Source organism: Neobacillus sp. NPDC097160, assembly GCF_044762155.1.
GTDB lineage: Bacteria > Bacillota > Bacilli > Bacillales > Cytobacillaceae > Neobacillus.
Genome location: NZ_JBIWDU010000015.1, coordinates 95,994 through 119,637 on the forward strand (window position 1 = coordinate 95,994; position 23,644 = coordinate 119,637).

At 38.9% G+C, this 23,644-nt stretch carries 21 protein-coding genes; 4 read left to right on the forward strand and 17 right to left on the reverse strand.

Annotated features, from left to right (window positions below; translation table 11 throughout):
• Positions 1-364: 364 nt before the first annotated feature.
• Positions 365-1,615 (reverse strand): dicarboxylate/amino acid:cation symporter, encoded by a 1,251-nt coding sequence (locus ACIQXV_RS20550; RefSeq protein ID WP_402961661.1) that lies wholly within the window; start codon positions 1,613-1,615, stop codon positions 365-367.
• 240 nt (positions 1,616-1,855) lie between these two features.
• Here ACIQXV_RS20550 and dcuS point away from each other — a divergent pair, with 240 nt between their 5' ends.
• From dcuS to ACIQXV_RS20570, 4 genes are all read left to right on the forward strand, one after another.
• A complete protein-coding gene (gene dcuS, locus ACIQXV_RS20555; RefSeq protein ID WP_402961663.1) occupies positions 1,856-3,469 on the forward strand; it encodes a DcuS/MalK family sensor histidine kinase in 1,614 nt (537 codons plus the stop codon).
• Entirely contained in the window at positions 3,462-4,175 is a 714-nt protein-coding gene (locus tag ACIQXV_RS20560) for a response regulator (protein WP_402961665.1), read from the forward strand. The genes dcuS and ACIQXV_RS20560 overlap by 8 nt, the downstream gene beginning before the upstream one ends.
• Positions 4,176-4,921: 746 nt before the next feature.
• Positions 4,922-5,074, forward strand: a complete 153-nt coding sequence (locus ACIQXV_RS20565; protein ID WP_402961667.1) for a hypothetical protein — start codon at positions 4,922-4,924, stop codon at positions 5,072-5,074.
• Between the two features lie 394 nt (positions 5,075-5,468).
• On the forward strand, positions 5,469-5,957 hold the full coding sequence (locus tag ACIQXV_RS20570) for a hypothetical protein (RefSeq protein WP_402961669.1): 489 nt from the start codon (positions 5,469-5,471) through the stop codon (positions 5,955-5,957).
• Positions 5,958-6,216: 259 nt separating this feature from the next.
• On the opposite strand, the gene ACIQXV_RS20575 is transcribed toward ACIQXV_RS20570, so the two are convergent.
• The 16 genes from ACIQXV_RS20575 to ACIQXV_RS20650 form a co-directional block, all read right to left on the reverse strand.
• Entirely contained in the window at positions 6,217-7,401 is a 1,185-nt protein-coding gene (locus ACIQXV_RS20575; RefSeq protein ID WP_402961671.1) for a M24 family metallopeptidase, read from the reverse strand.
• 28 nt (positions 7,402-7,429) lie between these two features.
• Positions 7,430-8,395: an ABC transporter ATP-binding protein gene (locus ACIQXV_RS20580; RefSeq protein ID WP_402961797.1), complete on the reverse strand. Its 966-nt coding sequence runs from the start codon at positions 8,393-8,395 to the stop codon at positions 7,430-7,432.
• A 1-nt stretch (position 8,396) separates the two neighbouring features.
• Complete coding sequence (locus ACIQXV_RS20585) at positions 8,397-9,401, reverse strand: ABC transporter ATP-binding protein (protein WP_402961673.1); 1,005 nt, start codon at positions 9,399-9,401, stop codon at positions 8,397-8,399.
• Between the two features lie 13 nt (positions 9,402-9,414).
• Entirely contained in the window at positions 9,415-10,734 is a 1,320-nt protein-coding gene (locus ACIQXV_RS20590; protein ID WP_402961675.1) for an aspartate aminotransferase family protein, read from the reverse strand.
• 12 nt (positions 10,735-10,746) lie between these two features.
• The gene (locus ACIQXV_RS20595) at positions 10,747-11,946 is read right to left on the reverse strand and encodes a hypothetical protein (RefSeq protein WP_402961677.1); all 1,200 of its coding nucleotides are present in this window, start codon (positions 11,944-11,946) and stop codon (positions 10,747-10,749) included.
• A 1-nt stretch (position 11,947) separates the two neighbouring features.
• The gene (locus ACIQXV_RS20600) at positions 11,948-12,886 is read right to left on the reverse strand and encodes a succinylglutamate desuccinylase/aspartoacylase family protein (protein WP_402961679.1); all 939 of its coding nucleotides are present in this window, start codon (positions 12,884-12,886) and stop codon (positions 11,948-11,950) included.
• Positions 12,887-12,904: 18 nt separating this feature from the next.
• Entirely contained in the window at positions 12,905-13,810 is a 906-nt protein-coding gene (gene nikC, locus ACIQXV_RS20605; protein WP_402961681.1) for a nickel transporter permease, read from the reverse strand.
• Between the two features lie 11 nt (positions 13,811-13,821).
• A complete protein-coding gene (locus ACIQXV_RS20610) occupies positions 13,822-14,805 on the reverse strand; it encodes an ABC transporter permease (protein ID WP_402961683.1) in 984 nt (327 codons plus the stop codon).
• A 60-nt stretch (positions 14,806-14,865) separates the two neighbouring features.
• Positions 14,866-16,473: an ABC transporter substrate-binding protein gene (locus tag ACIQXV_RS20615; RefSeq protein WP_402961685.1), complete on the reverse strand. Its 1,608-nt coding sequence runs from the start codon at positions 16,471-16,473 to the stop codon at positions 14,866-14,868.
• Positions 16,474-16,505: 32 nt separating this feature from the next.
• Positions 16,506-17,603, reverse strand: coding sequence for a M24 family metallopeptidase (locus tag ACIQXV_RS20620; protein ID WP_402961687.1), 1,098 nt, complete (start codon positions 17,601-17,603; stop codon positions 16,506-16,508).
• A 228-nt stretch (positions 17,604-17,831) separates the two neighbouring features.
• Entirely contained in the window at positions 17,832-18,179 is a 348-nt protein-coding gene (locus tag ACIQXV_RS20625) for a DUF3870 domain-containing protein (protein ID WP_402961689.1), read from the reverse strand.
• Positions 18,180-18,652: 473 nt separating this feature from the next.
• Positions 18,653-18,805, reverse strand: coding sequence for a hotdog family protein (locus tag ACIQXV_RS20630; protein WP_402961691.1), 153 nt, complete (start codon positions 18,803-18,805; stop codon positions 18,653-18,655).
• 1 nt (position 18,806) lies between these two features.
• Positions 18,807-20,816 (reverse strand): FAD-binding protein, encoded by a 2,010-nt coding sequence (locus ACIQXV_RS20635; protein WP_402961693.1) that lies wholly within the window; start codon positions 20,814-20,816, stop codon positions 18,807-18,809.
• Positions 20,817-20,858: 42 nt separating this feature from the next.
• The gene (locus ACIQXV_RS20640; protein WP_402961695.1) at positions 20,859-22,007 is read right to left on the reverse strand and encodes an acyl-CoA dehydrogenase family protein; all 1,149 of its coding nucleotides are present in this window, start codon (positions 22,005-22,007) and stop codon (positions 20,859-20,861) included.
• Between the two features lie 41 nt (positions 22,008-22,048).
• A complete protein-coding gene (locus ACIQXV_RS20645) occupies positions 22,049-22,825 on the reverse strand; it encodes an enoyl-CoA hydratase/isomerase family protein (RefSeq protein ID WP_402961697.1) in 777 nt (258 codons plus the stop codon).
• 34 nt (positions 22,826-22,859) lie between these two features.
• Positions 22,860-23,624, reverse strand: a complete 765-nt coding sequence (locus ACIQXV_RS20650) for an SDR family NAD(P)-dependent oxidoreductase (RefSeq protein ID WP_402961699.1) — start codon at positions 23,622-23,624, stop codon at positions 22,860-22,862.
• Between the last annotated feature and the right edge of the window lie 20 nt (positions 23,625-23,644).

Genomic DNA, 23,644 nt, shown 5'->3' on the forward strand with positions numbered 1-23,644 from the left:
TTGGCAAGTAAATGAATTGTTAATCAAATATATTATTCGTGTAAAGATCTTCCATTTTAGTATTACTTATTTAGAAAACGGGGTCAGAATTTAGATAAACTACACCTTAGTCTTCGCCTAACGGCTCGCCAATACTATATCAAGTAGGGTTTAATTTTTTCTAAAAATGTCATATGCAGTGTCCTCTCAGGTATCCTTTATTTCATCATATATATTACCAAAACTTCACCCAAAAACCTCGTATCATATGTACAAAAGCGCTGATTCCTTAACGAAAAAAGGGTCAGACAACCATGTAATTTATAAAAATCACATGGTTGTCTAACCCACTGGTCGAGGCTTTTGTACTATTTTGAATTAGGCATTAGGCACCCATTTTCTCCTCAACAACTTCTTGGGCAGGCTTAAACTCCCCTTCTGTCTTAGAAATGATAACTGTTGCAACACCATTGCCAATTAAATTCGTGATTGCACGCGCTTCTGACATAAAGCGGTCAACACCAAGGATTAGAGCCATTCCAGCTACCGGAATCGACGGGAACACCGTTAATGTTGCGGCTAATGTCACAAAGCCTGACCCTGTGACGCCAGCAGCTCCTTTCGAAGTTAGCATCAACACTCCAAGAAGTGTAAGCTGCTGCCAAATGCTAAGGTCCACTCCATATGCCTGGGCAATAAACAATGCCGCCATTGAGAGATAGATGGATGTTCCGTCCAAATTAAAGGAATATCCAGTTGGCAGCACAAGCCCAACCACCGGTTTCGAGCAGCCATATTTCTCAAGCTTCTCCATCATGCTAGGCAATGCTGCCTCAGAAGATGATGTACCGATTACAAGAAGGATTTCTTCTTTAATATAAGCAATAAATTTAAAGATGCTGAACCCGAACATTTTTGCGATTCCGCCAAGCACTAGGATAATAAAGATGGCCATTGTAAGATAAACTGAGCCCATTAGTTTTCCAAGGTAAAGAAGTGACCCAATACCGAACTCGCCAATTGTATAGGCCATCGCACCGAAAGCAGCAAATGGAGAAACCTTCATAATGATATTAACAATGCCGAAGAACACTTCGGTCACTTTTTCAAAAAACTCAATGATGGGTTTCCCCTTCTTGCCTAAGTGGGCAAGCGATATTCCAAACAAAACTGCCAGCAGCAGGACCGGCAGCAGCTGGCCATTGGTGAATGCACCCAAGAAGCTATCAGGTATGATGGAGAGAATAAAGTCCATGAATCCATGGCTTGTTTCTTCAGCCGCCTTCGTATACTGGGTGATATCGCCCTCTCCCGCCTTTGCATCAATGCCTTTACCTGGTTTTAGGACATTTGCAACAATGATACCGATAGCCAACGCAATTGTTGAGACAATTTCAAAGTAAAGTAACGCTTTACCACCAATTTTGCCAACTTTCTTTAAATCCCCCATTCCCGCAATCCCAATAACGATGGTAAGGAATATAATTGGGGCAATCACCATTTTCACCAACTTAATAAACATATCAGCAATAACCTTTAGCTGTGAGCCAATATCAGGAAACACAAAACCAACCAATATCCCCAGTATAATTCCAAGTATCACCTGAGTAGTAAGACTCTTAAAACTTATTTTCATACGCCTTCCTCCTATTCAATCTCTTTTGAAAACGATTTCAATTTTTAGATTTATCAATATGTTACAATTTTGCGAAAAGTAAATATAGTTAATGAAACTTTAAAAATTGTTTTGTAATTAAAGTAAGCACAGACATAGTTGAAAACAGTTCTTTATTTTAAAGCCATTTCATTTTATAGTGGATGAAAGAATAATCTTTCTTTCATTCGAATAGCAGCAAGTATTTTTCGGAGGTTTTTTGTGGACAATCGACGATTCAAGTTTAAATTAAGTTCGGTCATTATTTTCTTCGTGTGTTTAGTCGTTCTTGCATCACTTCTAATCACTGATTTATTTATTAGTAAAAATGTCAGTAATAGTATTAAAAAAAATCATCAGGAGAAGGCACAGATTGTGTCGAGGACAGTTGCCAAATCTACTATAGTCATCGATACATTAGATGTTGTTGGCCAAAACGCGCAGGCAATCCAAGATTATACGAAGGATATTCAAGCCACCACAAACGTTTTATTTGTTGTCGTAATGGATATGAACGGGATTCGCAAAACACATCCCAATCCCAAGGAAATCGGCAAGCATTTTGTTGGCGGCGATGAAAAGCCAGCACTTATGGGGAAAGAGTATGTTTCTATCTCACATGGTACTCTAGGGGAATCCGTTAGGGCCTTTACACCCATTTATAATAAGGCAAACGAACAAATTGGCGTTGCTGCAGTTGGCATTTCCCTCAAAGATGTAAAAATATCGCTTGGCCGAAGCCAGCGGAGCATCCTGATTGTAACCATTTTGGGCTTAACCATTGGGGTGATTGGCGCTATTATTCTTGCAAGGTATATTAAAAGAATCTTGCTAGGCCTTGAACCCTTTGCGATTGCAAAAATCCTTGTGGAAAGAAGTGCCATGCTTCAGTCTGTTCATGAGGGAATTATTGCGGTTGATCGTGGTTCCACCATCACCTTGGTAAATAAATCGGCATTACTCATCTTTCAAAAAGCTGGACTTTCCCAAAAACCAGTAGGCATGAAAATTTATGATTATATGCCTTCAACAACATTGGATAAAGTTATGCAAACAGGAAAACCCGAACTCGATGTAGAACAGAAAATAAATGGTGTTTCCATCCTCTTCAATAGGGTTCCCGTTGTAGTCAATGGCCAGGTGGTCGGTGCGATTTCAACTTTCCGGGACAAGACCGAGGTTAACCAATTGGCTGAACAGTTAACTGGTGTAAGAACATATGCCGATGCCCTTCGCGCTCAATCGCACGAGTTTATGAACCGCCTTCATGTGATCCTTGGTATGGTCCAAATGAAATTTTACGATGAACTATCAGACTTTATTCATACATTGGTAGACTATCGAAATCAGGAATACGGAAACATCACGCAGCATTTCAAGGACCCAGTTGTCGGTGGATTTATCATGGGAAAATTATCGTATGCCAGGGAAGAAAATGTTGAATTGTCAATCAATTGTGCAACTGTTATTCCTGAGCCGGCAAATCCAAAGACAACGTATGAGCTAATGACCGTTCTAGGAAATTTGATTGATAATGCGATTGAGGCAATGGCTGATAGCCTTGAAAAAACGCTAGAACTGAATATTACATATGCTGATCAATGGTTAACCATTGAGGTTCTCGATTCCGGACCTGGAATTTCTGATGAGCTGCAAAAGAGTATTTTTGAAAAAGGTTTCTCAACAAAAGGGGAAAACAGAGGGTATGGCCTATATTTAACTGCAAATGCCATTCACAACCTTGGTGGAGAAATAACGATTGATTCAAAACTATTACTTGGGACCGAATTTCATATAAGAATTCCTTATGAAGCAAAGAGGTGGGAAAATGATTAAGGTCCTAATTGTCGAAGATGATCCAATGGTTGCTGAATTTAATAAGCGCTTCCTCCAAGAAGTGAAAGGGTTCAGTCTATCAGGAATCGTCCATACCGTAAAGGATGCCAAGGATTATCTTAAAACTGCAAAGGTTGATCTAATTCTACTTGATGTTTATATGCCAGGTGCAAACGGTCTCGAATTGCTAAAGTTTATTAGAGAGCAAAACAGGAAAACCGATGTTATCTTGATTACAGCCGCAGCTGACAAAGAAAAAATTCAAACTGCCCTAAGATATGGGGCTGTAGACTATTTAATCAAACCGTTTGAGTTTGACAGATTTTATCAGGCCTTGATGCGGTACAAGGTTACATACCATTTTTTCGCCAATACCGAAATACTAAAACAGGAAGATCTAGATGAACAGATTCTTAGCACTGATCAAAAACAAGCCCAAGAATCCTTATATAATCTGCCCAAAGGTTTAACCAGGAGCACCCTGCAGTCTGTCATCAATGTCATCAAGTCAAAAGGAAACAGCCCCTTTTCAACCGATGATATCTCCGAGGCCACCCTTATATCAAGAGTGTCCGTGCGAAAATATTTGAAATTCTTGGCCAATCTTGGCGTCCTCGAAGAAACATTGACATATGGGATTGGGAGACCCGTTAATTTGTATATTCTGAAGGCAGACAAGCTGGAGCAAGTGAATAGATTTCTTTAAAATCGCTGCCTGACCTTCACTGCTCAACGCTTTAGAAGATCTAAGGGGAAAAGTGGATTTGGGTTTAAAACTTGGGAAAGTCGAATGTTTGACAAGAAACTAACCTATCCGTAAGAGAATAGGCTAGTTTTTTCTATGTATAAGTATCTAATGCGAACAGAAACCTAGGTTCTTTTTTCGACCTCTTCCCTAATCGATTCCACAATTTCTTCTGGTACATCCGCTGGAAATGAGGTACTATTCTCAAAAACCCATGAATTGATGATTTCAAGGTCTGCTTTTTTAAATGTTATGCTATACGATTTATGATTGTAGGTAAACTCAGGAGTCACATATTCCTCGGATTGGGACATAAATGTCGACGACTAAAGTCATCTCAAAGTCCTTAAGTTTAATCAAAATAAAAAAACGACATATTCAGTTTTCAATCCTGAATATTTCGTTTTTTTATTTATTGACTTGAATAGCTATATTTACATAGCAGAATTCAGCTAAAATCGCTTGAAGCTCAGCTTATTAAACGCAAGTAAACGATTGAATTTGTCTTAGGCTTATTCCGTAATTGACCCATCTAGAACCAGTCCAGCGATACCCTGAGATAGAGTGTCGTCCAATAAATGTTGGATAAAACCAGAATTGTTCACGACCTCTAAGCCATACATATGTGTATCTGTGTAAACAACTTATCATACTGCCTGGGTCTACCGCATACGTTCCTGCTTGATGAGTCTGTTGAGGAACCATCGATGGCGGTGATGAGGTTGGTGGTCCCGGCTCCAGATCTTGACCAGGAGGTGCAGACGGAGGTTGATGCCCAGCAAATTGTCTTCCATCAAGTGTTGAAGGGTAATAATCCATTCCTTGGTATGGTAACGAATATAAATAAGCTTCCTGATTAAATGAATTGTTATAATATTGAGGTCCATGGCTAGGATACATACAATAGCACTCCTTTACTATTTTCACTTCACATTATCCTATTCTTTAGTTATTCACCTATAAACTTGTTCACAACAAAATGTGTATTTACCTATAAATCCTGATTAATCTTTTTGATGTGAACCTGTTGAAGCTGACTTTGACCATAAAGATCATACAATAACCGATGATAATCTTAACGAAAGATGATAACTTCACATTTAATTAAGTTTTTTTAATCTACAGAACATTTTCTTATCTTTTATGGGTAGCCACACAGTCAAATAGGTATTGACTCACATATTGTGCAAAAGTAATTACATTCTAATGTGAGGCTTCCATACATTCAAAGGTATAAGCATTGGAGGTATAAGGGTGACAAAATTTAATTCTTTTCATGGGACCGTCACCATGATAACTGATCTTATGGGGCAAAATGGTAAAGAAGATGGATGTAAAAAGTTAATATCTGTAGAAAACGGAATGGGCACAATAGTAAATTTCTTAATAACACCTACAACTTACTTTGTAGACCATGTACTAGTGGCAGTAGGAGATCGAGTAACTGGATATTATGACGGGAATGCACCTGCTCTGCTGATATATCCTCCACAATATCAAGCACTTGTCATGGTAAAGAAAAGCCCATATCAAAATGTAAAAGTAGATTATTTTAATAGTCAGCTGGAAAGTAGTGATGGACGATTACGATTAAATGTATCTCCATATACCCAAATTCTTTTAACAAATGGGCAACTCTTTACAAGAAACCTTGCGAACCGTGATCTCATTGTTATCTATGGAACATCCACAAAAAGTATCCCCGCCCAAACCACACCATATAGAATTATAGTTTTGTGTTAGAGGTTATTATAGAAAAAACCTAGATTCTTTTTTTGACCTCTTTCCTAATCGATTCCACTATTTCTTCTGGTAAATCCGCAGCCCAAATTAAATGATTATTCTCTTTCATTCCGCAGCCTGATATTATCTCTAAATTAAAATTTGAGTACATCTTTCACCACTCAACAAAGAAATTGATTTGAGAAAAAAGAGTCAGACCCCCAAGCCCGCTAAAGCGTTAGCATGTCGGGGGTCTGACCCTTGCGGTTGGGGCTCTTATCTAATAACAAATCATTGATTCTAGATCTCTAGGATAATAAGTCAGCATTTCCATTCCATCTTCAGTTACAAGTATGGTATCAGAATGACGGAAACCGCCAACACCTTGCACGTATATTCCTGGTTCCACCGTAAATACCATACCAGGCTCCATGATGGTATGGTCACCTAAATCAAAAAATGGAGACTCGTGAAATAACAGTCCGATTGCATGCCCTGTGTGGTGGCGTGTTAAATGGGTAATCTTATTTTCTGTGAAATATTTTTGCACAGCTTCTTCTACATAAGAAGTCGGTTTTCCGGGCTTAATGTGTTGAAAGGCCACTTCTTGTGCCTCGTACATATATTGAAAATAAGTTGTCTGCTCCTTACTGACTTCTTGAACAAACATGGTTCTCTCCAACTCACTTTTATATCCCCATACACTCCCACCCGATGCAGTCACGAGGGTATCTCCCGTTTTTAATACAGCGTTTTGAGTAACAGCGTGCGGATAGGCGGACATTTCACCAATTTGTCCTCGGAATAAGGCGAATGCTGTTTCTCCATGAGGCTTATAATCGGCTCCTAAGGTTTCAATCATCGCCATGGTTGCTTCTGTGCTGGCCCTGCTGGTGATTTCAAGCTCACTTAGACCTGGCTTGGAATATTTCTGTAATAGCCGATGAGCTAAATTGCCCCATCTGCAGGACTCATTGATTAGCTCAATTTCTGCGGCCGACTTAACGGCTCGTAGCTCAGGAACAATGTATTTGATGGATTGAAATTCCTGCGCATCTAGCAATTGGTCGACTGTTGGACCGCGATATCCTGATGGTGACCCGTATCCAAGGGAATCGACACCAACCTTTTTCCCTTGGAAACCTGCCCTCACAAGCTCCTCTTTAAAATACTCCATGGGATGTTTAAGCCCTGGATATTCTGGATAGGAGTGGACGAAGTTTATTAGAGATGCAAAGTCTTCTGCATGCTCGTGTTCTAAGTATGGGACAAAAAGGTGCGTTTTTTGTCCAGGATCGATATAAAAGGCGATTGGCCTCTCTGTTGGATGAAATTGAAAACCGGTTAAATAAAAGATGTCAATTGGGCTAAAAAGAATCGCACAGTCCAGCTCATTTTGCTGAATTTTTTCAAAAAATCTTTGTTGTCGGATAAGAATTTCTTCTTTCGAAATTGATAATCTCATAGCCGATTCCCTTTCTTTCCCATTAATATTAATATAAATGACAAGCTGTAACCTGACCCGGTAATATTTCCTTTAATTTCGGGGTTTCCACCTTGCAAATTTCCATACAGCTTGGGCATCTAGTGTGAAATGCACAGCCTTTTGGAGGATTTGCAGGGCTTGGTACATCCCCTTTTAACACAATCCGTTCCTTCTTTTGCTTCGGATTTACTTCAGGCGCGGCAGACATAAGAGCACGTGTGTAGGGATGGAGTGGGTTAGCGAATAATTGTTCCTTACTTGATAATTCCACTATTTTCCCAAGGTACATAACTGCCACCCGGTCTGAAATATGCTCGACAACGGACAAATCATGGGTAATAAACATATAAGTTAAATTAAATTGATCCTGTAAATCCTGCATCAAATTGATAACTTGAGCTTGAACAGAAATATCCAGTGCGGATACGGGTTCATCTGCAATTATCAGTTTTGGATTAAGGACTAATGCTCTCGCAATCCCAATCCTTTGACGCTGTCCACCACTAAATTCATGTGGATGGCGCTTGGCATAACTAGGGTCTAAGCCAACCTTATTTAACAGTTCGAGGACTTTTTCTTTCCTTTCTTTTTTAGAACCGATTTCATAGACTCTCATCGGCTCCAATAATGTTCTTTCAACGGTCCATCTTGGATTTAACGAGGCATATGGATCTTGAAAGACCATTTGAATATCTCTTCTTTTCAGTCTCATTTCCTCTTTGGGGAGGGTAGTCAATTCCTGTCCATCCAATTTAATCTGACCGTCGGTTGCTTCCAGCAGGCGGATAATTAATCTTGCCAATGTTGACTTTCCGCATCCACTCTCACCGACGACTCCAAGCGTTTCTCCTTTCCTAACATGAAAAGAAACACCATCTACTGCCTTAACCGCGCCAACCTGTTTTGAAAAAACTCCCTTTTTAATAGGAAAGTGTTTTTTGAGATTTTCGACTTCTAGAATATAATCATCGATATTATCTTGCTGTTTCAAGACTGGCATCGACTTCCCCCCCTTCTGCAGCAAGCCAGCATGCAGATTCCTGGTGTTCATTCACTTTAATCAATGAAGGCACGGCTGAATGACATTGACTCATAACAAATGGGCACCGATCCGCAAATCTGCAGCCCTTCCCCCAGTTAAGTGGGGCTGGAACCTGACCGGGAATATAATTTAAGCGGTTCTTATTGTGGCCCTTTTTCGGTAATGATGCTAATAAACCCTTCGTATAGGGGTGCTCCGGGCTTCGTAACACCTCTTGTACAGGTCCTGTTTCCACAACCTTACCTGCATACATAACGATAATCCGGTCGCAAACCTCCGATACAACTCCAAGGTCATGGGTAATTAAGATCATCGACATACCCTTTTTTTCTTGTAAATCCTTCATTAATTCAAGAATTTGGGCCTGAATTGTTACATCTAAGGCCGTCGTAGGCTCATCAGCAATTATTAATTTTGGGTCACATGCCATTGCCATTGCAATCATGACACGCTGTCTCATTCCGCCAGATAATTGATGGGGATAATTATCATAAATTTCATCCGCCCGGGGAATGCCGACTTGTTTTAATAAATCAATTACTTTTTCTTTTCGTTCTTTTCCTTTTAAATTTTTATGAATTCTTAGCGATTCGCCTATTTGATTCCCAATGGAAAAAACAGGATTTAACGATGTCATCGGCTCTTGGAAAATCATGCTCATTTCATTCCCACGAAGATTTCGCATTTCTTTATTAGATATGTTTAGTAGATCTACCCCGTCAAAATTAATGGATTGCCCAGTTACTTTTCCTGGTGACTTAACAAGTCCCATTATGGATAGGGATGTGACACTTTTCCCGCAACCCGATTCACCAACGATTCCAAGTGTTTCCCCTTTTGCCACATTAAAGGATATGCCATCAACTGCGTTAAATGCTGTTCTGCGTGATGTGAATGTTGTCGTTAAATTGTTTACCTCTAGAATGTTCGGTTGCACGAAGCATTCCCCCTTAAGTACCCGCTTTAATTCCTACTGTTCGTTTCAGACTTTCATCCATATAAGTAAGTAATTGATCTAGTATTGTATCTGTATGTGCTAAAGAAATGGCATGATGGAGGAGATAATTTGGTGAACAATATACTCCTTTACCGGCAAATTCATGGATAAAGGCCCCATACTTTTCCTTGTCACTTACCGCGGCACTTCTATAATCAACTAATTCTTGATCAGTAAAGTACCAATGGAAATGTCCACCTCTTCCTTGCATTTTTGCTTTGACCTGATTTTTCGCTGCTAATTTTCCGAATTCCGTAATTAACTTTTCTGTTCTGCTTTGAAGAGTGGAGAATACTTGTTTCTCTTCATATAATTCCATAAACGCCATCGAAGCAGCTAAAGAAACTTGGTGACCATTATAAGTTCCAACGAATGAACAGGTTCCTTTACCCGGTGTCACTGTTTCAAAAATAGATGCTTTCCCCGATAAGGCAGCTAGCATATAACCGTTGCTTATGGCCTTCCCAAAAGTGGATAAATCTGGCGTTACTCCGTAAAGTCCCTGTGCTCCGTCTGGTGAGAGGCGGAACCCTGTTAACAGCTCATCAAAAACCAGAACTATATTTAAATTGTCACAAATTTTCCTTAATCCTTGAAGGTACTCTTTTTTGGCAGGTATGTAACCAATATCAATCATCGTTGGTTCAATGATTAAAGCCGCAATTCGATGCTTGTTCTCAGTTAACAGACGTTCTGCGATTTCCAAGTCATTAAACGGAATTACTAATGTTCTTTTCACGATGTCCTCATTTAATCCGGACGCACCTGGAAGCGAGTTCGGTGCCGATCTATCCCCTGCCTTTTGTAAATCTGGCCATGTGCTCACATACACCGCATCATGCCAGCCATTATAGGCTCCTTCGATAACCGCCATATCCGTTTTTCCTGTATAGGCTCTTGACATTACCATCGCATGCATAATTGCTTCTGTTCCAGTGTTGGTATAGCGAATTTGTTCTGCCGTTGGTACGAGTGAGAGAAACTTCTCAGCAGCTTTGATACTCAATTCCGTCTCGACACCAGTAACGATGCCAGAGGTACTATAAAAATTGATTCGATCTTTAAAATCTTGATCATTATGTCCTAAAATGACGGCGCCGTTCCCCATAATACAATCGATGTATTGGTTTCCGTCAACGTCTGTCAAGTAGGCACCTTCTGCATTTTTGTAATAGATTGGGTGAGGGCTTCGATAGCGGGAATTAGAATGAACCCCCGCTGGTACTGACTTCAACGCTCTCTCATATAGTTCTTTCGATTTGGTTTGTTCCATGAGTGTCACTTCCTATCTAAATTGTTTAACGGTATCAGCGGATAGCATATTTTTATATAAAAATTGATAAAAGGCTTGCTTGTTAGTTTCAGGCAATTTCCCATAAACCTCTTGAACAGCTTCATTCCCTCTCCAATAGGAGTAAATAAATGGCGCCCTTAGACCATGCTTGAAAAATCGAAGCCTTGATAGGATCCAACTTTCTTCCCCAAAGGCAAATTCCCTTAAAAACGAGGAAACCTCTTCATCACTTTTTTGTTCTGCATGGATCATATGGGCTGCATTTAGCCCAGAAATCGATTTAATTTCCTGAAAGACTTGAAAAATTTCATCATCAATGGTTTCTACCCAATTAATAAAATGAATTCCATTATCGCCGATTCCTTCAAATACTGCGCTACTGGCAGTATTGGTAATTACCAAAGCCGCATCGAGGGGGGTATCTCCTGTTTGGACAGCTAGTTCCCGAATTCGCATATGGGTCGTATGACCAGGAAAAGACTCGTGAGCAACTAAGTGTTTAAGTGATTCATAGGTAAAGGACAGGTCGCCGTTAATGTACATTTTACCGCCAACATAATCACAGTAAGCACTATAGGGTACCCCTGTTAAGACGACTGGAGTAACGGTTACATCCTCCATCTCCTTAAACATTTTTTGGACTACACGTTCTTTTGCCTGTGCCAGCAATTCGGTTAATACTGATTCAATTTGCTTCGAGGGAACATGTTGAGTAAGTTCCCATTGCTTCACTTTTTCAACCAATGAACCTTTTAACCCTTTTTTTGACAACAGTTGTTCAAGCCTGTTATGGAGGTGGTTTCGTTCCCCGAGTGAAAAAGGATTTTCATTGACATACAATAAACCCCTTACCTTTTCTCGAAAAGATATATCCTTACCACTGCACCATTGAGCAAGTGTAATCAGCGAGCCAATTTGCTGTTGCATATAATTTCTTCTGATTTCTGATTGAATCATTACGTATCTGGTTCTCAAATCCTCTAAATCTGACAAAATACCATTCCAGCTTGTATACTGATTTGCCGATTCATTAGTCAGATTGATGGGAACAAGTCCTTCCCTGTCAAGTGAAGCCTCTGTGCCTGATGAAAAGCCTTTACGATAGAATTCATCCATCCCAAGAACGATTTTGGTATAATCCCGAGATAATGTAAGATCAAGTGCCTCAAATCCAACTGTTTGAGTACTCATGTTACTTATCCTCTGCCGTATCAAGGTTTCCGAGCATAAATCCGTAATCTCCAGGGCTTACTTTATTGAAAAGACCTCTTGTTAAAATCACTAAATTTCGTTGAAAAGGTGCACGAATGACTTCCAGTTCTTCAAATGTTCGTGGATTGTACGTACGTGCTAAAACCTGATTCCCTTCAATCACGGTCCCTACAGAATTAAAGTCAAACTCCGGAACCATAATTCCACCTTGCAACGGGCGAATACTGGCAATCTCCGTCATAACTACTTGCTCTGGTGGAGGAATAACAGCTCCTGGAAGCATGTTTAGCTTGCGCATACAATTAAAAATACCTTCAACGCCTCTTTCTATATCTTTTTCGTAGTTTGGACCGCCGCCAACCTCAACTGTTATACTAGGAATTCCTTTTTCTACCGTGTAGGTAGCTGTCGTTCCTTCATACGGATGTGCAGGCCGATATAACACAGGGAAATTAAATGCCCGTGATAATTCTTCATCATTTTGGATGTAGACATAGTCAACCACTGGTACCGCTCCACCAGCATGGAGATCAATATAGACATCAATTTCATCTAAAAAGTTTTTCACCATAGCATGTGCTATCTGATCCGTAACCCATCCATTTTTATTGCCGGGGAATACACGATTTAAATTGTTCATATCAAGTGGTGTATTTCGGGTCATACTTTCAAAGGCAAGAGGATTTGCAACTGGCAGTAACTTAACCGTTCCGGACAGCTCCGACTCATTTAATCGGTTATAAACCCTCCTTACAATTTCGGCCCCGATAATTTCATCGCCATGCACTAGTGCGGATACCCCTAATACGGGTCCCTCCTTTACCCCACGGATCGTATGAATTGGCAATGATAATGGTGTTCCATTGGATAAGTGGGTAACAATAACCTCTTTATATTCACGTGTTGATGTAAGTGTCATTTTATATTCCTCCCGAATTTATTTTCTTTTTAATTTTGAATCCGTTAAATCTCTGATACCGTCGCCCAATAAATTAAAACCAAGAACAGTAATCATAATGGCTAATCCAGGGTAAATAGATAAATGTGGCGATTCGCGAATAAATTTCATCCCAAATGCCAATGTCCAGCCCCAACTTGACTCAGGCGGCTGTATACCCAAACCAAGAAAGCTTAGGGTTGCTTCCGAAACGATGGCCACCCCAAGCCCTAATGTAGCGACCACTACAACTGGAGCTAGACAGTTAGGTAAGATATTATAAAAGATGATTCGAAAGTCATTAGATCCGATTGTTTTTGCGGCTTGTATATACTCTTCTTCTTTAATTGCCAGGACATTTGCCCGGACAACTCTGGCATAATTTGTCCAGTACACCAGTCCTAGTGCCAGAATGACATTTTCAATCCCCGGCCCAAGAGCAGCTACTAAAGCGATTGCTAAAAGTAAAACCGGAAAGGATAAAACAATATCCACAAAGCGCATAATAATCGAGTCAAGCCATCCTCCGTAATATCCCGAGATTAATCCCAGTGTTACCCCAATTACCATAGATAGACCAACGGAGATTAGTCCTACTTTGAGTGAAACCCTTGCCCCGTAAATAATTCTTGTAAATAAATCACGACCATATTGATCAGTTCCTAATAAATGACCTTTTTGCATTGGCTTAAGAAGCCGATCTGCCATATTCATTTGATATGGGTCATGTGTGGATATAATCGGTGCAAAAATCGCGCAAATAACTACTATTAACACCAATATTCCACCAAATAATACGGATTTGCTTTGCGTTAAGTGATCAAAGAAGTCTCTAATACCCGGGGCTCTCTTTAGTTGTTTATTCGTTTGTTTTTCAACATGAACTTCTTGATTGGATAGTTCCATTCCCTCCCTCCTTATCCTTGTTGAATTTTTGGATTGATAACAGCATATAGAACATCAACAATTAAATTTATTAATGCAAAAACCAAAGCAATCATTAGGACGCAGCCTTGAACAACTGGAAAATCACGTTGGCTGATGGCGGTAATTACCAGACGTCCAATTCCCGGCCAAGCAAAGACTGTTTCCGTTACTATTGCGCCGCCAAGCAAATTTCCAAATTGCAGTCCCACAATTGTTACGACAGGAATTAACGCATTTCTAAAGGCGTGTTTTACAATGACAACCATTCCTTTGACACCTTTAGCTTCAGCAGTGCGAATGTAATCTTCCTTCAACACTTCAAGCATCGCCGAGCGTACCATCCTAGTTATGAGAGCTGCACTCATGATACCCAATGTAAAGGCAGGCATCAGTAAATGCCGGATGCTATCCATTAAATAGTAAAGATTTCCCGTTTGTAGTGTGTGACCAATCGCTTCGAATAAAGGCTCTCCTCTTCCGAAAGACGGTAGAATATTTAAGTTTACTGAAAAGGCAATTATTAACAATAAACCCATCCAGAAAACCGGCATTGAAACTCCTAGCTGGGCAAAAAACATACTTACATAATCCAGCCAAGAAAATTGTTTAACTGCTGAAATGATTCCTAATGGTATGGAGATAACTAACGCTATGATCATTGCCAAAAAAGCCAATTCAATCGTTGCCGGAAGGTGCTTTAAGATTAAGGATATAACTGGAACATCTTGAAAAATAGATATTCCGAGGTCCCCGCGAACGAGGTTCTTTAGGAATAACCAAAGCTGAACATAAATGGGCTGATTTAATCCGAGCACATTTCTTAAATGTTCAACGTCCTCTTTTGTAGCATCCTGGCCAAGTAATGTCATTGCTGGATCACCAGGAATAAGATGTAGCAAAAAAAATACTAAAATCGATATCCCCAGCAAAACGGGTATGAAATGTAACAATCGTTTTATTATATATGTTGCCATTAAGAACACTCCTGACTTTTAAGGAAGAGGAGGGCAAATCCCCTCTCCCTCGTTTAAGTCCTAATTTGAAATTTCTGCATCCTTTAATCCGTAGAAGTTTCCACTTGGGTGGATAGTAAAACCAGATAGGTTCTTATTGTACATTGCGATATATCCTTGATACAGAAGAACATCGTAAGCTACTTCATCAGTAACAATTTTTGCAGCTTCTTGATAGATTTTTGTACGTTCCTTTTGGTCTAATGTAGTCCTACCTTTTTCAATTAAGCTGTCCACGGTTGGATTACTGTATTTACCATAGTTACTTCCACCTTTAGAGTGGAAAGGATTGTAGAATGACTTGTCAGGATCTACTAGATTTAACCATCCAACTAAAGCAATGTCGAAGTTACCTTGATCTAATCCAGCACTAAATGTTGGCCATTCACTTGTTTTCACTTCTGTTTGTACACCAAATTTAGTAAATTCGTTTTGCAGGTATTCAACCGTTTGAATACGATTAGGGTCTTCACTATGCGTAGAAAGTACAATCGTTAATTTCTTTCCATCTTTATCAAGAATTCCATCCCCATTACTATCCACCCAGCCTGCTTCTTTAAATAAAGATTTTGCTTTTTCAGGATCATAAGAGAACCCTGCAATACTATCATCGTATGCCCAAGATGGTGGGATCAACGGCGACTTACCAGGTTTATCCATCGATTGGTAAATGTCTTTTGAAATCACATCTTTATTCACTAAATATGAAATCGCTTGGCGCACTTTCAAATCTGATAAGATAGGATTCTTCTGATTAAAGTTTAAGTAGGTAAATCCAAGCCCTTGGGTTTCTTTTACTTCAAATTTATCATTTTCTTTTATTCTTTTAATATCTTGCGGTGAAAGTGGTGAATGAACTAAATCAATATCACCTGATTCCAATGATGCTACTCTAGTAGAGTTATCAGGAATAATAAAGTACGTTATTGTTTTCGTTTTCGCCTTTCCATTCCAGTAGTTTTCATTTGCTTCAAAGACAATTTTGCTATTTTTATCCCACTTGACCATCTTATATGGGCCCGTTCCTATTGGTGTGTTTGAAAGGGAGTTATCATTTTTTTCTCCAATATGCTTTGGAACAATTCCAATATCCATATAACTTAATAGTGGCGCTGATGGTTGTTTTAATGTGAATTTCACCTGGTCTTCACTGATTACTTCAACTGATTTAATCGGTTCATACGTTGAGGCATATGGAGCCTTGAAATTTGGATCAATAAGAGAATCGTACGTATACTTAACGTCTTCAGCTGTAAATGGTTCTCCATCATGGAACTTTACATCTTTTCGAAGGGTAAAAATCCAAGTTGTTGGATCTGGATTCTCCCACTTTGTTGCTAAGGATGGTTCTGGCACCAATTTGTCAGAAAGACGGATAAGGCCATCATAAACAAGTTCAGAAACTCGCTTTGCCGTTGTATCCTTCGAGAGGCGCGGATCCATGGTTCCTGAATCTACATCCATTCCAACCTTGATTTCATCCCTTTTTGCTGCTGTTTTTCCAGTATCCGTGCTGCCCTTGGAATTAGTATCCGTGCTCGAAGGTTTTTCATATGAACAACCAGTGAGAATGATAGAGAAAATTAAACCAATAACAAATAAAAACGATATCCACCTTTTCTTTTGCATATTTTTACCCCTCTTCTTAGTCTAATTTCATTTTAAACACCCAAAAGTTCTAAATACTGCACCTCCTTCGAGCACTTATTAAGTACTTCACAGCCACTATCAGTTGCAACCACTATATCTTCTATCCGGATTCCATATTGGCCCGGAACATACAAGCCTGGTTCAATACTAAATGCCATTCCTGATTGAATTACATCGTGGTTATTTCGATGGATGGACGTTCCTTCGTGTAGCTCTAATCCAATTCCATGTCCTGTTCTATGAATAAAATATTGATCATAGCCCCACTTAGCAAACGAGCTTCTTACGAACAAGTCAATTTCAGAAAAGGCAATGCCTGGCCTTACCATTTCAATCGCCTTTTCTTGTGTTTCTCTAACAATTTTATATAAATCTTCAAATTGTTGATTTCGCCTGCCAAGATAAAAAGTTCTTGTGATATCTGAGCAATAGTTTTGGAACAGCCCTCCCATATCTATCAAAATGGGCTGGTCAAGTTGGCATACTTTGTCACTGATTGTGTGATGTGGATTAGCAGCATTACTGCCAAATCCTATAATGGGTTTAAAGGAAAGCTCATCAACCCCATGTTCCGCAAAGAAACTTTTTATCGTTCCAGAGACTTCTTTTTCTGTTGCAGGAAAATGCTGCAGCTGCACGATTTGATACATTACGGCATCGGCAATTCTTGCGGACTGTCTTAAAATATCAATTTCCAATTCTTCTTTGATTTCTCTTAACTTCTCAACAATTGAACTCTTTTCGATCCTTATTGCTGGGATTGTTTTTAACAGATCAATTAAATAAGAGCAGAACCAATTTTGATCAATCCCCAACCTTTCATGACTTGAAAAATTCGTTGCTAAAATTTGAATTGGATTTATTTCATCACTGTAATAAATCACTTCTATTTCGGATGATGCGGGAACTTGATCAGCGAACATCTTGTGGATAAAAAGTTTTGCTTTTTGTCCAGGTGATAAAAGTAGAACCGTCATTCGTTCTCCAGTATCAATTTTTTCTCCTAATAGGTAGTAGAGATTGTAGTGTGATGTAACCACTAAATGGTCTAACTTAGCTGTTTCAATTTTCGTATAACAGTTCAATAATCTTGTAGAATATGGCTCCAATTGTCACCTCTCCTTTTTTAATCAAAAATAAAGACCAAGCCATACCGAATGAAGCCTACTAATAGGCTATATCCGGACAGCTTGGTCTTAAAATTCGTTGGGTATGAATAGGGGATACCTATCCACTGAACTTTAGGCTCGCTGAAACATCAATTTTTATATAACAGAAAATTAAATATATTTTTATTATACTGACAATTTTAATTAAATCAATACCTTTTTTTTATTTTATTTAGAAACCGTTGTCATATTCATAGATTTATAGATAGCATATTGGTTATATGCATCTCTCATCGCTGAAGTTATCGCTTTTTTCCCTAAACCAAAATATCTTTTCTCAAACCGCTCAATTGGTTCTTCAATCCCATCTTTTAGGTCATGCCCTTTTAAAATACTTTTAATGAAATCCGTACACATATTGGTGACAAAGGTACATGAAGCATTGACTATACAATCTGTATCTGGATCCACTTCAAATCCTACTCCCATCACACCATACAGATTTTTCGCTGCCATTCCATCTGGTAACCGTGAATAACCTGTACAAATAATCGTATCGTTATAATTATAATTCATACAATGTCCACCCCTTTAGTTCTTAGTTGATGAAAACATATATAAATATATTTTACTATAAAAGAACCGAAAACCCTTTGTAATTTTTAATTTATTCTAAATACATTACTTTAGTCTTACAGTTATGATGGAATCTTTATAATTATGTATCTTAATTTTGGACTTATTTTTAGGTTATAAAGTAGCAAAGCGTCAAACTTCGCCCACATTTTTGAAAAACTATCATTCAACTAATACACTAAATCCCATCCATTCAGATTGTTGACATCCGATAAATGATTAAATACCGGGTGATTCCATGCATCGGGTTTATTACCAGTTAATAAAATCTTCGGAGGGAAATATTAATAACAGAAAAAAAAGAATGAATAAAGCGAGCTATTCAATTATAAAGAACCTTCTCAAATAATATCTTGAGAAGGTTTTATAAAAAGCTATGAAATTGGTAAGTAGCAGGATGATAATACAAGCATTCAGGTATACCGCTTTGCCCCAAATGGTTTATCTTCATTTACATGATTTTCACCAAAATCTCCAGTAATCCCTGCAAAAAGGTAGACATCTGATTCACTTACTGTTTTGCTAAAACTTACACCATCACCTACCTGTAAATGGTCATCTATCAAATTATTCACCTCTTACAATTTCCCTGTTGAGATATTGGTTCCATATGTTTTCAAACCAATCATCATCTTCTGGTATAGATCTTGATTGTACTAGCTTAGATTCAAACTTTCCTGAAGGAGAGAAGCTTGTTTCAATAATTTTATCCCTAAGTGATGTGTTCTCATGTTTTATTTTCCAGTTTTGATTTAATTTTGGATGGATTAGCTCTCCCTCATGATCAAGAACGATATAACTCCCCCTGCTACCGCCACCTTCCTCCAAGTATTTTTTTATACTTGAAAGATAGGCAATTTGAGTAACTAAAAGCATTTTATTTTGAATTGAACCAAGGATGTCTTCCTGGGAACGTACCTCCAAGTTCTCATCAAATACTTTATAAAGTGCTTCTGCCTTTTCTAACGCCTCTGAGACATTGTTTATTTCTCTAATATGTGAACCTGATAATGTCATATTTGTTTGGATTTGTGCTCTAATCTTTTCTCCGTAATTGGAGTTTGGATTAACACGCTTAGAAATATCCTGATAATAGCTAAATAGCTCACCGATTTGGTCACCTGTTTCATTTAAAAATTGATCCGTTTGTTGTGGAGAATTGTTGTAATTTGCAGCGATAAATTGGGCAGCTCTATATCCCCCAACCTGGCCGCTATTTAATGATGAACCACCAGGCCGGTAGATTCCGTGTGTCCCATTTACTTCACCAACCGGAAATAAATGTTTCACATTAGACTCCCACCATATATTTCCTTTTAATCCCCCATTATTATGCTGTGAACAAACTGCAATTTCCAGTGGTTCCGTATAAAGATTTATTCCCTTACTCTGATAAAATTCAATTGCCAATTTATTCATTTTTTCAAGCCGCTCAATCGGTGTTCCGAAAAGGACACCTGATTTTTCTAAATATTTGAAGGCTTCCGGTTCAAGGTCGTTCAGTGAAAAGGTACCTATCCTTTCATCACCTTCAGGATTGGATCGGAAGTCCATAAACACTCTTCTACCTTTAATCACTCGCTCGTTATATACCAAAATATCAATAATAGATGATCCGAAATTCATTAGTTTCCTTGCGTCAAATGGCCATTGATAGCCTTTTAGAAAAATGCAGGTAGCTAGTTTGCCCATCGAATCAAAATATTCATTTAAAAATTCTTTAGGATCGTTTCCATCCAAGTCTGTACTAATGTATTTTGGTATGACTTGTTGATATGTTCCTGACACATTCCAGCGTACCTTGATTGAAGAGAGCCCAAACTGAGATTCTGTAAGGTTATTTGCCATTGCTCCTGCAGTCAAAGCAATTCCAATACTGCCAATTTGTCCTTCTGGATAAACAGAAGATTGGTACATACCCCCAGGACCGCCAATTCCCAATACGATATTTGTACAATTTAGCACTACGAGTCCAAGATTATCTGAATCCACTTCATTTTTATTGATGGCTATAGCTCCTACTGCCTTTTTCTGAACTCCTTCATCCTTGGTTAGTAGAGCAATAACTTCATGCCTGTCTAGGACTGTAATATCTTTTCCTTTCACATCCCTAGCAAGGCATTCAAACATCTGGTTTGAAGTTCTTGGACCAGCTGATGTTGCTCTTTGTTTAGGGTCGTGATCCGTTTTGTAGCCAATGAATGTACCGTATTTGTCATGCGGGAACGGAACACCTAATTGAACAAGATGATAAAACTCCTGTAACGAAAGGGTAGCCTCAACAAGGGCAATATCACCATGCATGGCCCCTCCGTCAAACAATGTCTTTGCCAATTCATATGGACTGTCCGCTTCTTTTCCGGAAATCGACATTTTATAATAGGTTTGTTTATCGGAACCTGAATTATTAGAAGCTCCCCCACCTAATTTTTCCGTGACGATAGCTAAATCTTGTACACCAAATTCGTGTAAATGGACAGCACAATTCAATGCAGCAGCACCACTGCCAATGACCAGAGTGTTCATTGAATAAATGGGAACTTCAATTCCTTTTATTTTTATTGTTTTTTTTTCCATACCCTATGCCTCCTTTTACTTTCGGTCTATTTGCAGTGGATTTTATTTATTAATTAATTTTCTAGAAATAATTATTTTTTGAATTTCATTTGTTCCTTCGACAATCTCTAAAACCTTTGCATCTCCAAAAAATCTTGATACATCATATTCCTCCATAATTCCGTAGCCTCCGTGCATTTGTACAGATTCATGAGCAATTTCCATTGCCGATTTAGTAGCAAACAGTTTCGCCATCGACGCCTCCATTGCAAAAGGCTCCTTGTTGTCTTTTAACACTGCCGCTTTATATGTAATCAATCTAGCAATCTCGATTTTGGTTGCGATTTCTGCCAGCTTAAATTGAATATTTTGGAACTCTGTTAAATTCCGTCCGAACGCTTTACGTTCTTTGACATATTGAAGGGATAAATCCAAGCAGCCTTGAGCCAAACCAACTGCCATGGCAGCAATTAAAAACCTCCCTGAAGAAATCGTTTCAAGGGTTTGTTTATAGCCTTTTGCCTTGTCTCCTAAAAGATAATCTTTTGGTATTCGGCAATTTTCAAACGTCAATTCACGTGTATCGTTTCCCTTAAACCCAATTTTTTGTAAAAGAGGCCCTACCAATACACCTGAAGTTTCTCTTGGAACAATAAACGTCCCTATTTCTTTTTTTCCGTTTTCATCAATTCCTGTTACTGCTGCAACAACAATTGGACCTGTAATATCTGTTCCGGAGTTAGAGATAAATGTCTTACTTCCATTAATCACCCATTCATCCCCAACAAGTTTAGCGGTGGTTGATAGATTATTTGCATCTGAACCTGCATTTGGCTCAGTCAAAGCGATTGCACCAATTTTTTCACCAGTTAATATAGGTGTCAGCCATCTTTCCTTTTGTTTATCTGTTCCAAAGTTTGAGAGCAGAGAACATACTGAAGAATTTCCCATTATCGAATTTGCTACAGATGGATCAACCCTCGCGATTTCCTCGTGTACAATTGTAAATGCGAGCCAGCTTCCATCGCCGCCGCCAAATTCTTCTGGATAAGGGACTCCAGCCAATCCTAACTCACCCATTTTTTGATAAATCTTTGTTGGAAATCCCTTATTATGACTTAAGTCCTTCGCGATTGGTCTTACCTCTTTTTCTGCAAAATCCCTAGCTAATTTTTTGATGAGTAATTCTTCATCTGATAGTTTAAAATCCATCAGCAACCACGCCCTTCATTGGTATTTTTTATAAAAAAACCTTATTCTCCATTGAATATCGCCTTACGTTTTTCAATGAAGGCGGTTACACCCTCCGTTTTATCTTTTGTAGAAAATAAGTAAGCTTGACTTAGGTTTTCAAGCAGCATTCCCACCTCCTGAGGAATGTCAGCCTGCCTTTGAATACATTGTTTGGCAAATCTTAAAGCCATTGGTGCTTTTTCGGTAACCTTTTGTGCAATCTCCACAACCCTGTCTATTAGTTCCGCTTCTCCAACTACAAAGTTAATAAAGCCAATGTGCTTAGCCTCAGCACCGTTAATCATATCTCCAAGGTAGACAAGTTCCTTCACTTTTGCTTCACCGATAAGCTTAACTAATCGCTGTGTCCCGCCTGCGCCAGGGATCACGCCAAGCTTGGATTCAGGCAGTCCAAATTTTGATCGTTCTGTCGCAATTCTTAAATCACAAGCGGCAGCAAGCTCCATGCCACCACCGAGGGCATAGCCGTCAATCGCTGCAATTGTTGGTTTTGGATACTGGTAGATGAATTCATATAATGGCTGCATTCTAGGAAATAACGCTTCAAGAGGCGACATTTCTTTGAGTTCCTTAATATCAGCACCAGAAGCAAAGACCTTTCCTTTACCAGAAAAAATGACAGCTCTGACGTCTTTTTTTCTTTCCGCTTCCATAAGTGCTGCTTTAATTTCATCCATCATTTCATCACTGAAAGCATTGTAGGCTTCAGGTCTATTTAATTCGATCCAATAAAGTGATTCTTCATGATTGTGGGTAACATTTATGAATTTCCACATTTGCTATACCTCCTGATAAAAAACTTAGGATTCCTTAATCCATTAATTGTCCGCCATTGACTTCAATATTTTCTCCAACTAGGTAAGTGCTTAAATCAGATACTAAATACAGGACAGCATCAGCTACTTCACTTGGATTTCCTTCCCTGCTTAACGGGATGACATTCTTGAATTGCAGCCTTGCTTCTTCGCTTGTAAAACGGTCATGAAAAGGGGTTGTAATGACTCCTGGAGACACAGCATTGACCAAAATCCCGTGTCCCACTAACTCTTTTGCCAATCCTTTTGTAAACGAACTTACAGCTGCTTTGGATGACGCGTACATTACAGCCCCCAGGCCACCGCCATTCCGAGCTGCAATAGAAGAAACATTGACGATTCTCCCATTCTTATTCGCTTTCATATATGGAATTGCATATTTTGAACATAGAAATACTGATTTTTGATTCACATCCACAATCGTTTGCCAGAGGTCCGAACTCATTTCTTCAATTACGCATCTTTCAACTAGGGAACCAGCATTATTAACGAGAATTTCAACACTACCTAATTCTTCTTCTATTTTTAGATACATGTCCTTGACTGCTTCCTCGTTTGTTGCATCACATTGATAACTCTTTGCACTTCCTCCATTCTCAACTATCGTTGAAACAACTTTTTCGGCATCAATTCTGCTGCTGTTATAGTTAACAGCTACCTTGGCTCCAGCTTCGGCCAATTTTAGTGCAATTGCTTTGCCAATTCCTGTTCCTGCTCCAGTAACCAATGCGACCTTATTTTCAAGACTAATAGAAATCATGTTTTCCTCCTATGTTATCG

Bases quoted from the DNA above. Each gene is read 5' to 3' on its own strand.
- ACIQXV_RS20550 (WP_402961661.1), bottom strand. From the start codon at position 1,615: ATGAAAATAAGTTTTAAGAGTCTTACTACTCAGGTGATACTTGGAATT.
- ACIQXV_RS20560 (WP_402961665.1), top strand. From the start codon at position 3,462: ATGATTAAGGTCCTAATTGTCGAAGATGATCCAATGGTTGCTGAATTT.
- ACIQXV_RS20565 (WP_402961667.1), top strand. From the start codon at position 4,922: ATGGCGGTGATGAGGTTGGTGGTCCCGGCTCCAGATCTTGACCAGGAG.
- ACIQXV_RS20575 (WP_402961671.1), bottom strand. From the start codon at position 7,401: ATGAGATTATCAATTTCGAAAGAAGAAATTCTTATCCGACAACAAAGA.
- ACIQXV_RS20590 (WP_402961675.1), bottom strand. From the start codon at position 10,734: ATGGAACAAACCAAATCGAAAGAACTATATGAGAGAGCGTTGAAGTCA.
- ACIQXV_RS20595 (WP_402961677.1), bottom strand. From the start codon at position 11,946: ATGAGTACTCAAACAGTTGGATTTGAGGCACTTGATCTTACATTATCT.
- ACIQXV_RS20600 (WP_402961679.1), bottom strand. From the start codon at position 12,886: ATGACACTTACATCAACACGTGAATATAAAGAGGTTATTGTTACCCAC.
- nikC (WP_402961681.1), bottom strand. From the start codon at position 13,810: ATGGAACTATCCAATCAAGAAGTTCATGTTGAAAAACAAACGAATAAA.
- ACIQXV_RS20610 (WP_402961683.1), bottom strand. From the start codon at position 14,805: ATGGCAACATATATAATAAAACGATTGTTACATTTCATACCCGTTTTG.
- ACIQXV_RS20615 (WP_402961685.1), bottom strand. From the start codon at position 16,473: ATGCAAAAGAAAAGGTGGATATCGTTTTTATTTGTTATTGGTTTAATT.
- ACIQXV_RS20625 (WP_402961689.1), bottom strand. From the start codon at position 18,179: ATGAATTATAATTATAACGATACGATTATTTGTACAGGTTATTCACGG.
- ACIQXV_RS20635 (WP_402961693.1), bottom strand. From the start codon at position 20,816: ATGGAAAAAAAAACAATAAAAATAAAAGGAATTGAAGTTCCCATTTAT.
- ACIQXV_RS20640 (WP_402961695.1), bottom strand. From the start codon at position 22,007: ATGGATTTTAAACTATCAGATGAAGAATTACTCATCAAAAAATTAGCT.
- ACIQXV_RS20645 (WP_402961697.1), bottom strand. From the start codon at position 22,825: ATGTGGAAATTCATAAATGTTACCCACAATCATGAAGAATCACTTTAT.
- ACIQXV_RS20650 (WP_402961699.1), bottom strand. From the start codon at position 23,624: ATGATTTCTATTAGTCTTGAAAATAAGGTCGCATTGGTTACTGGAGCA.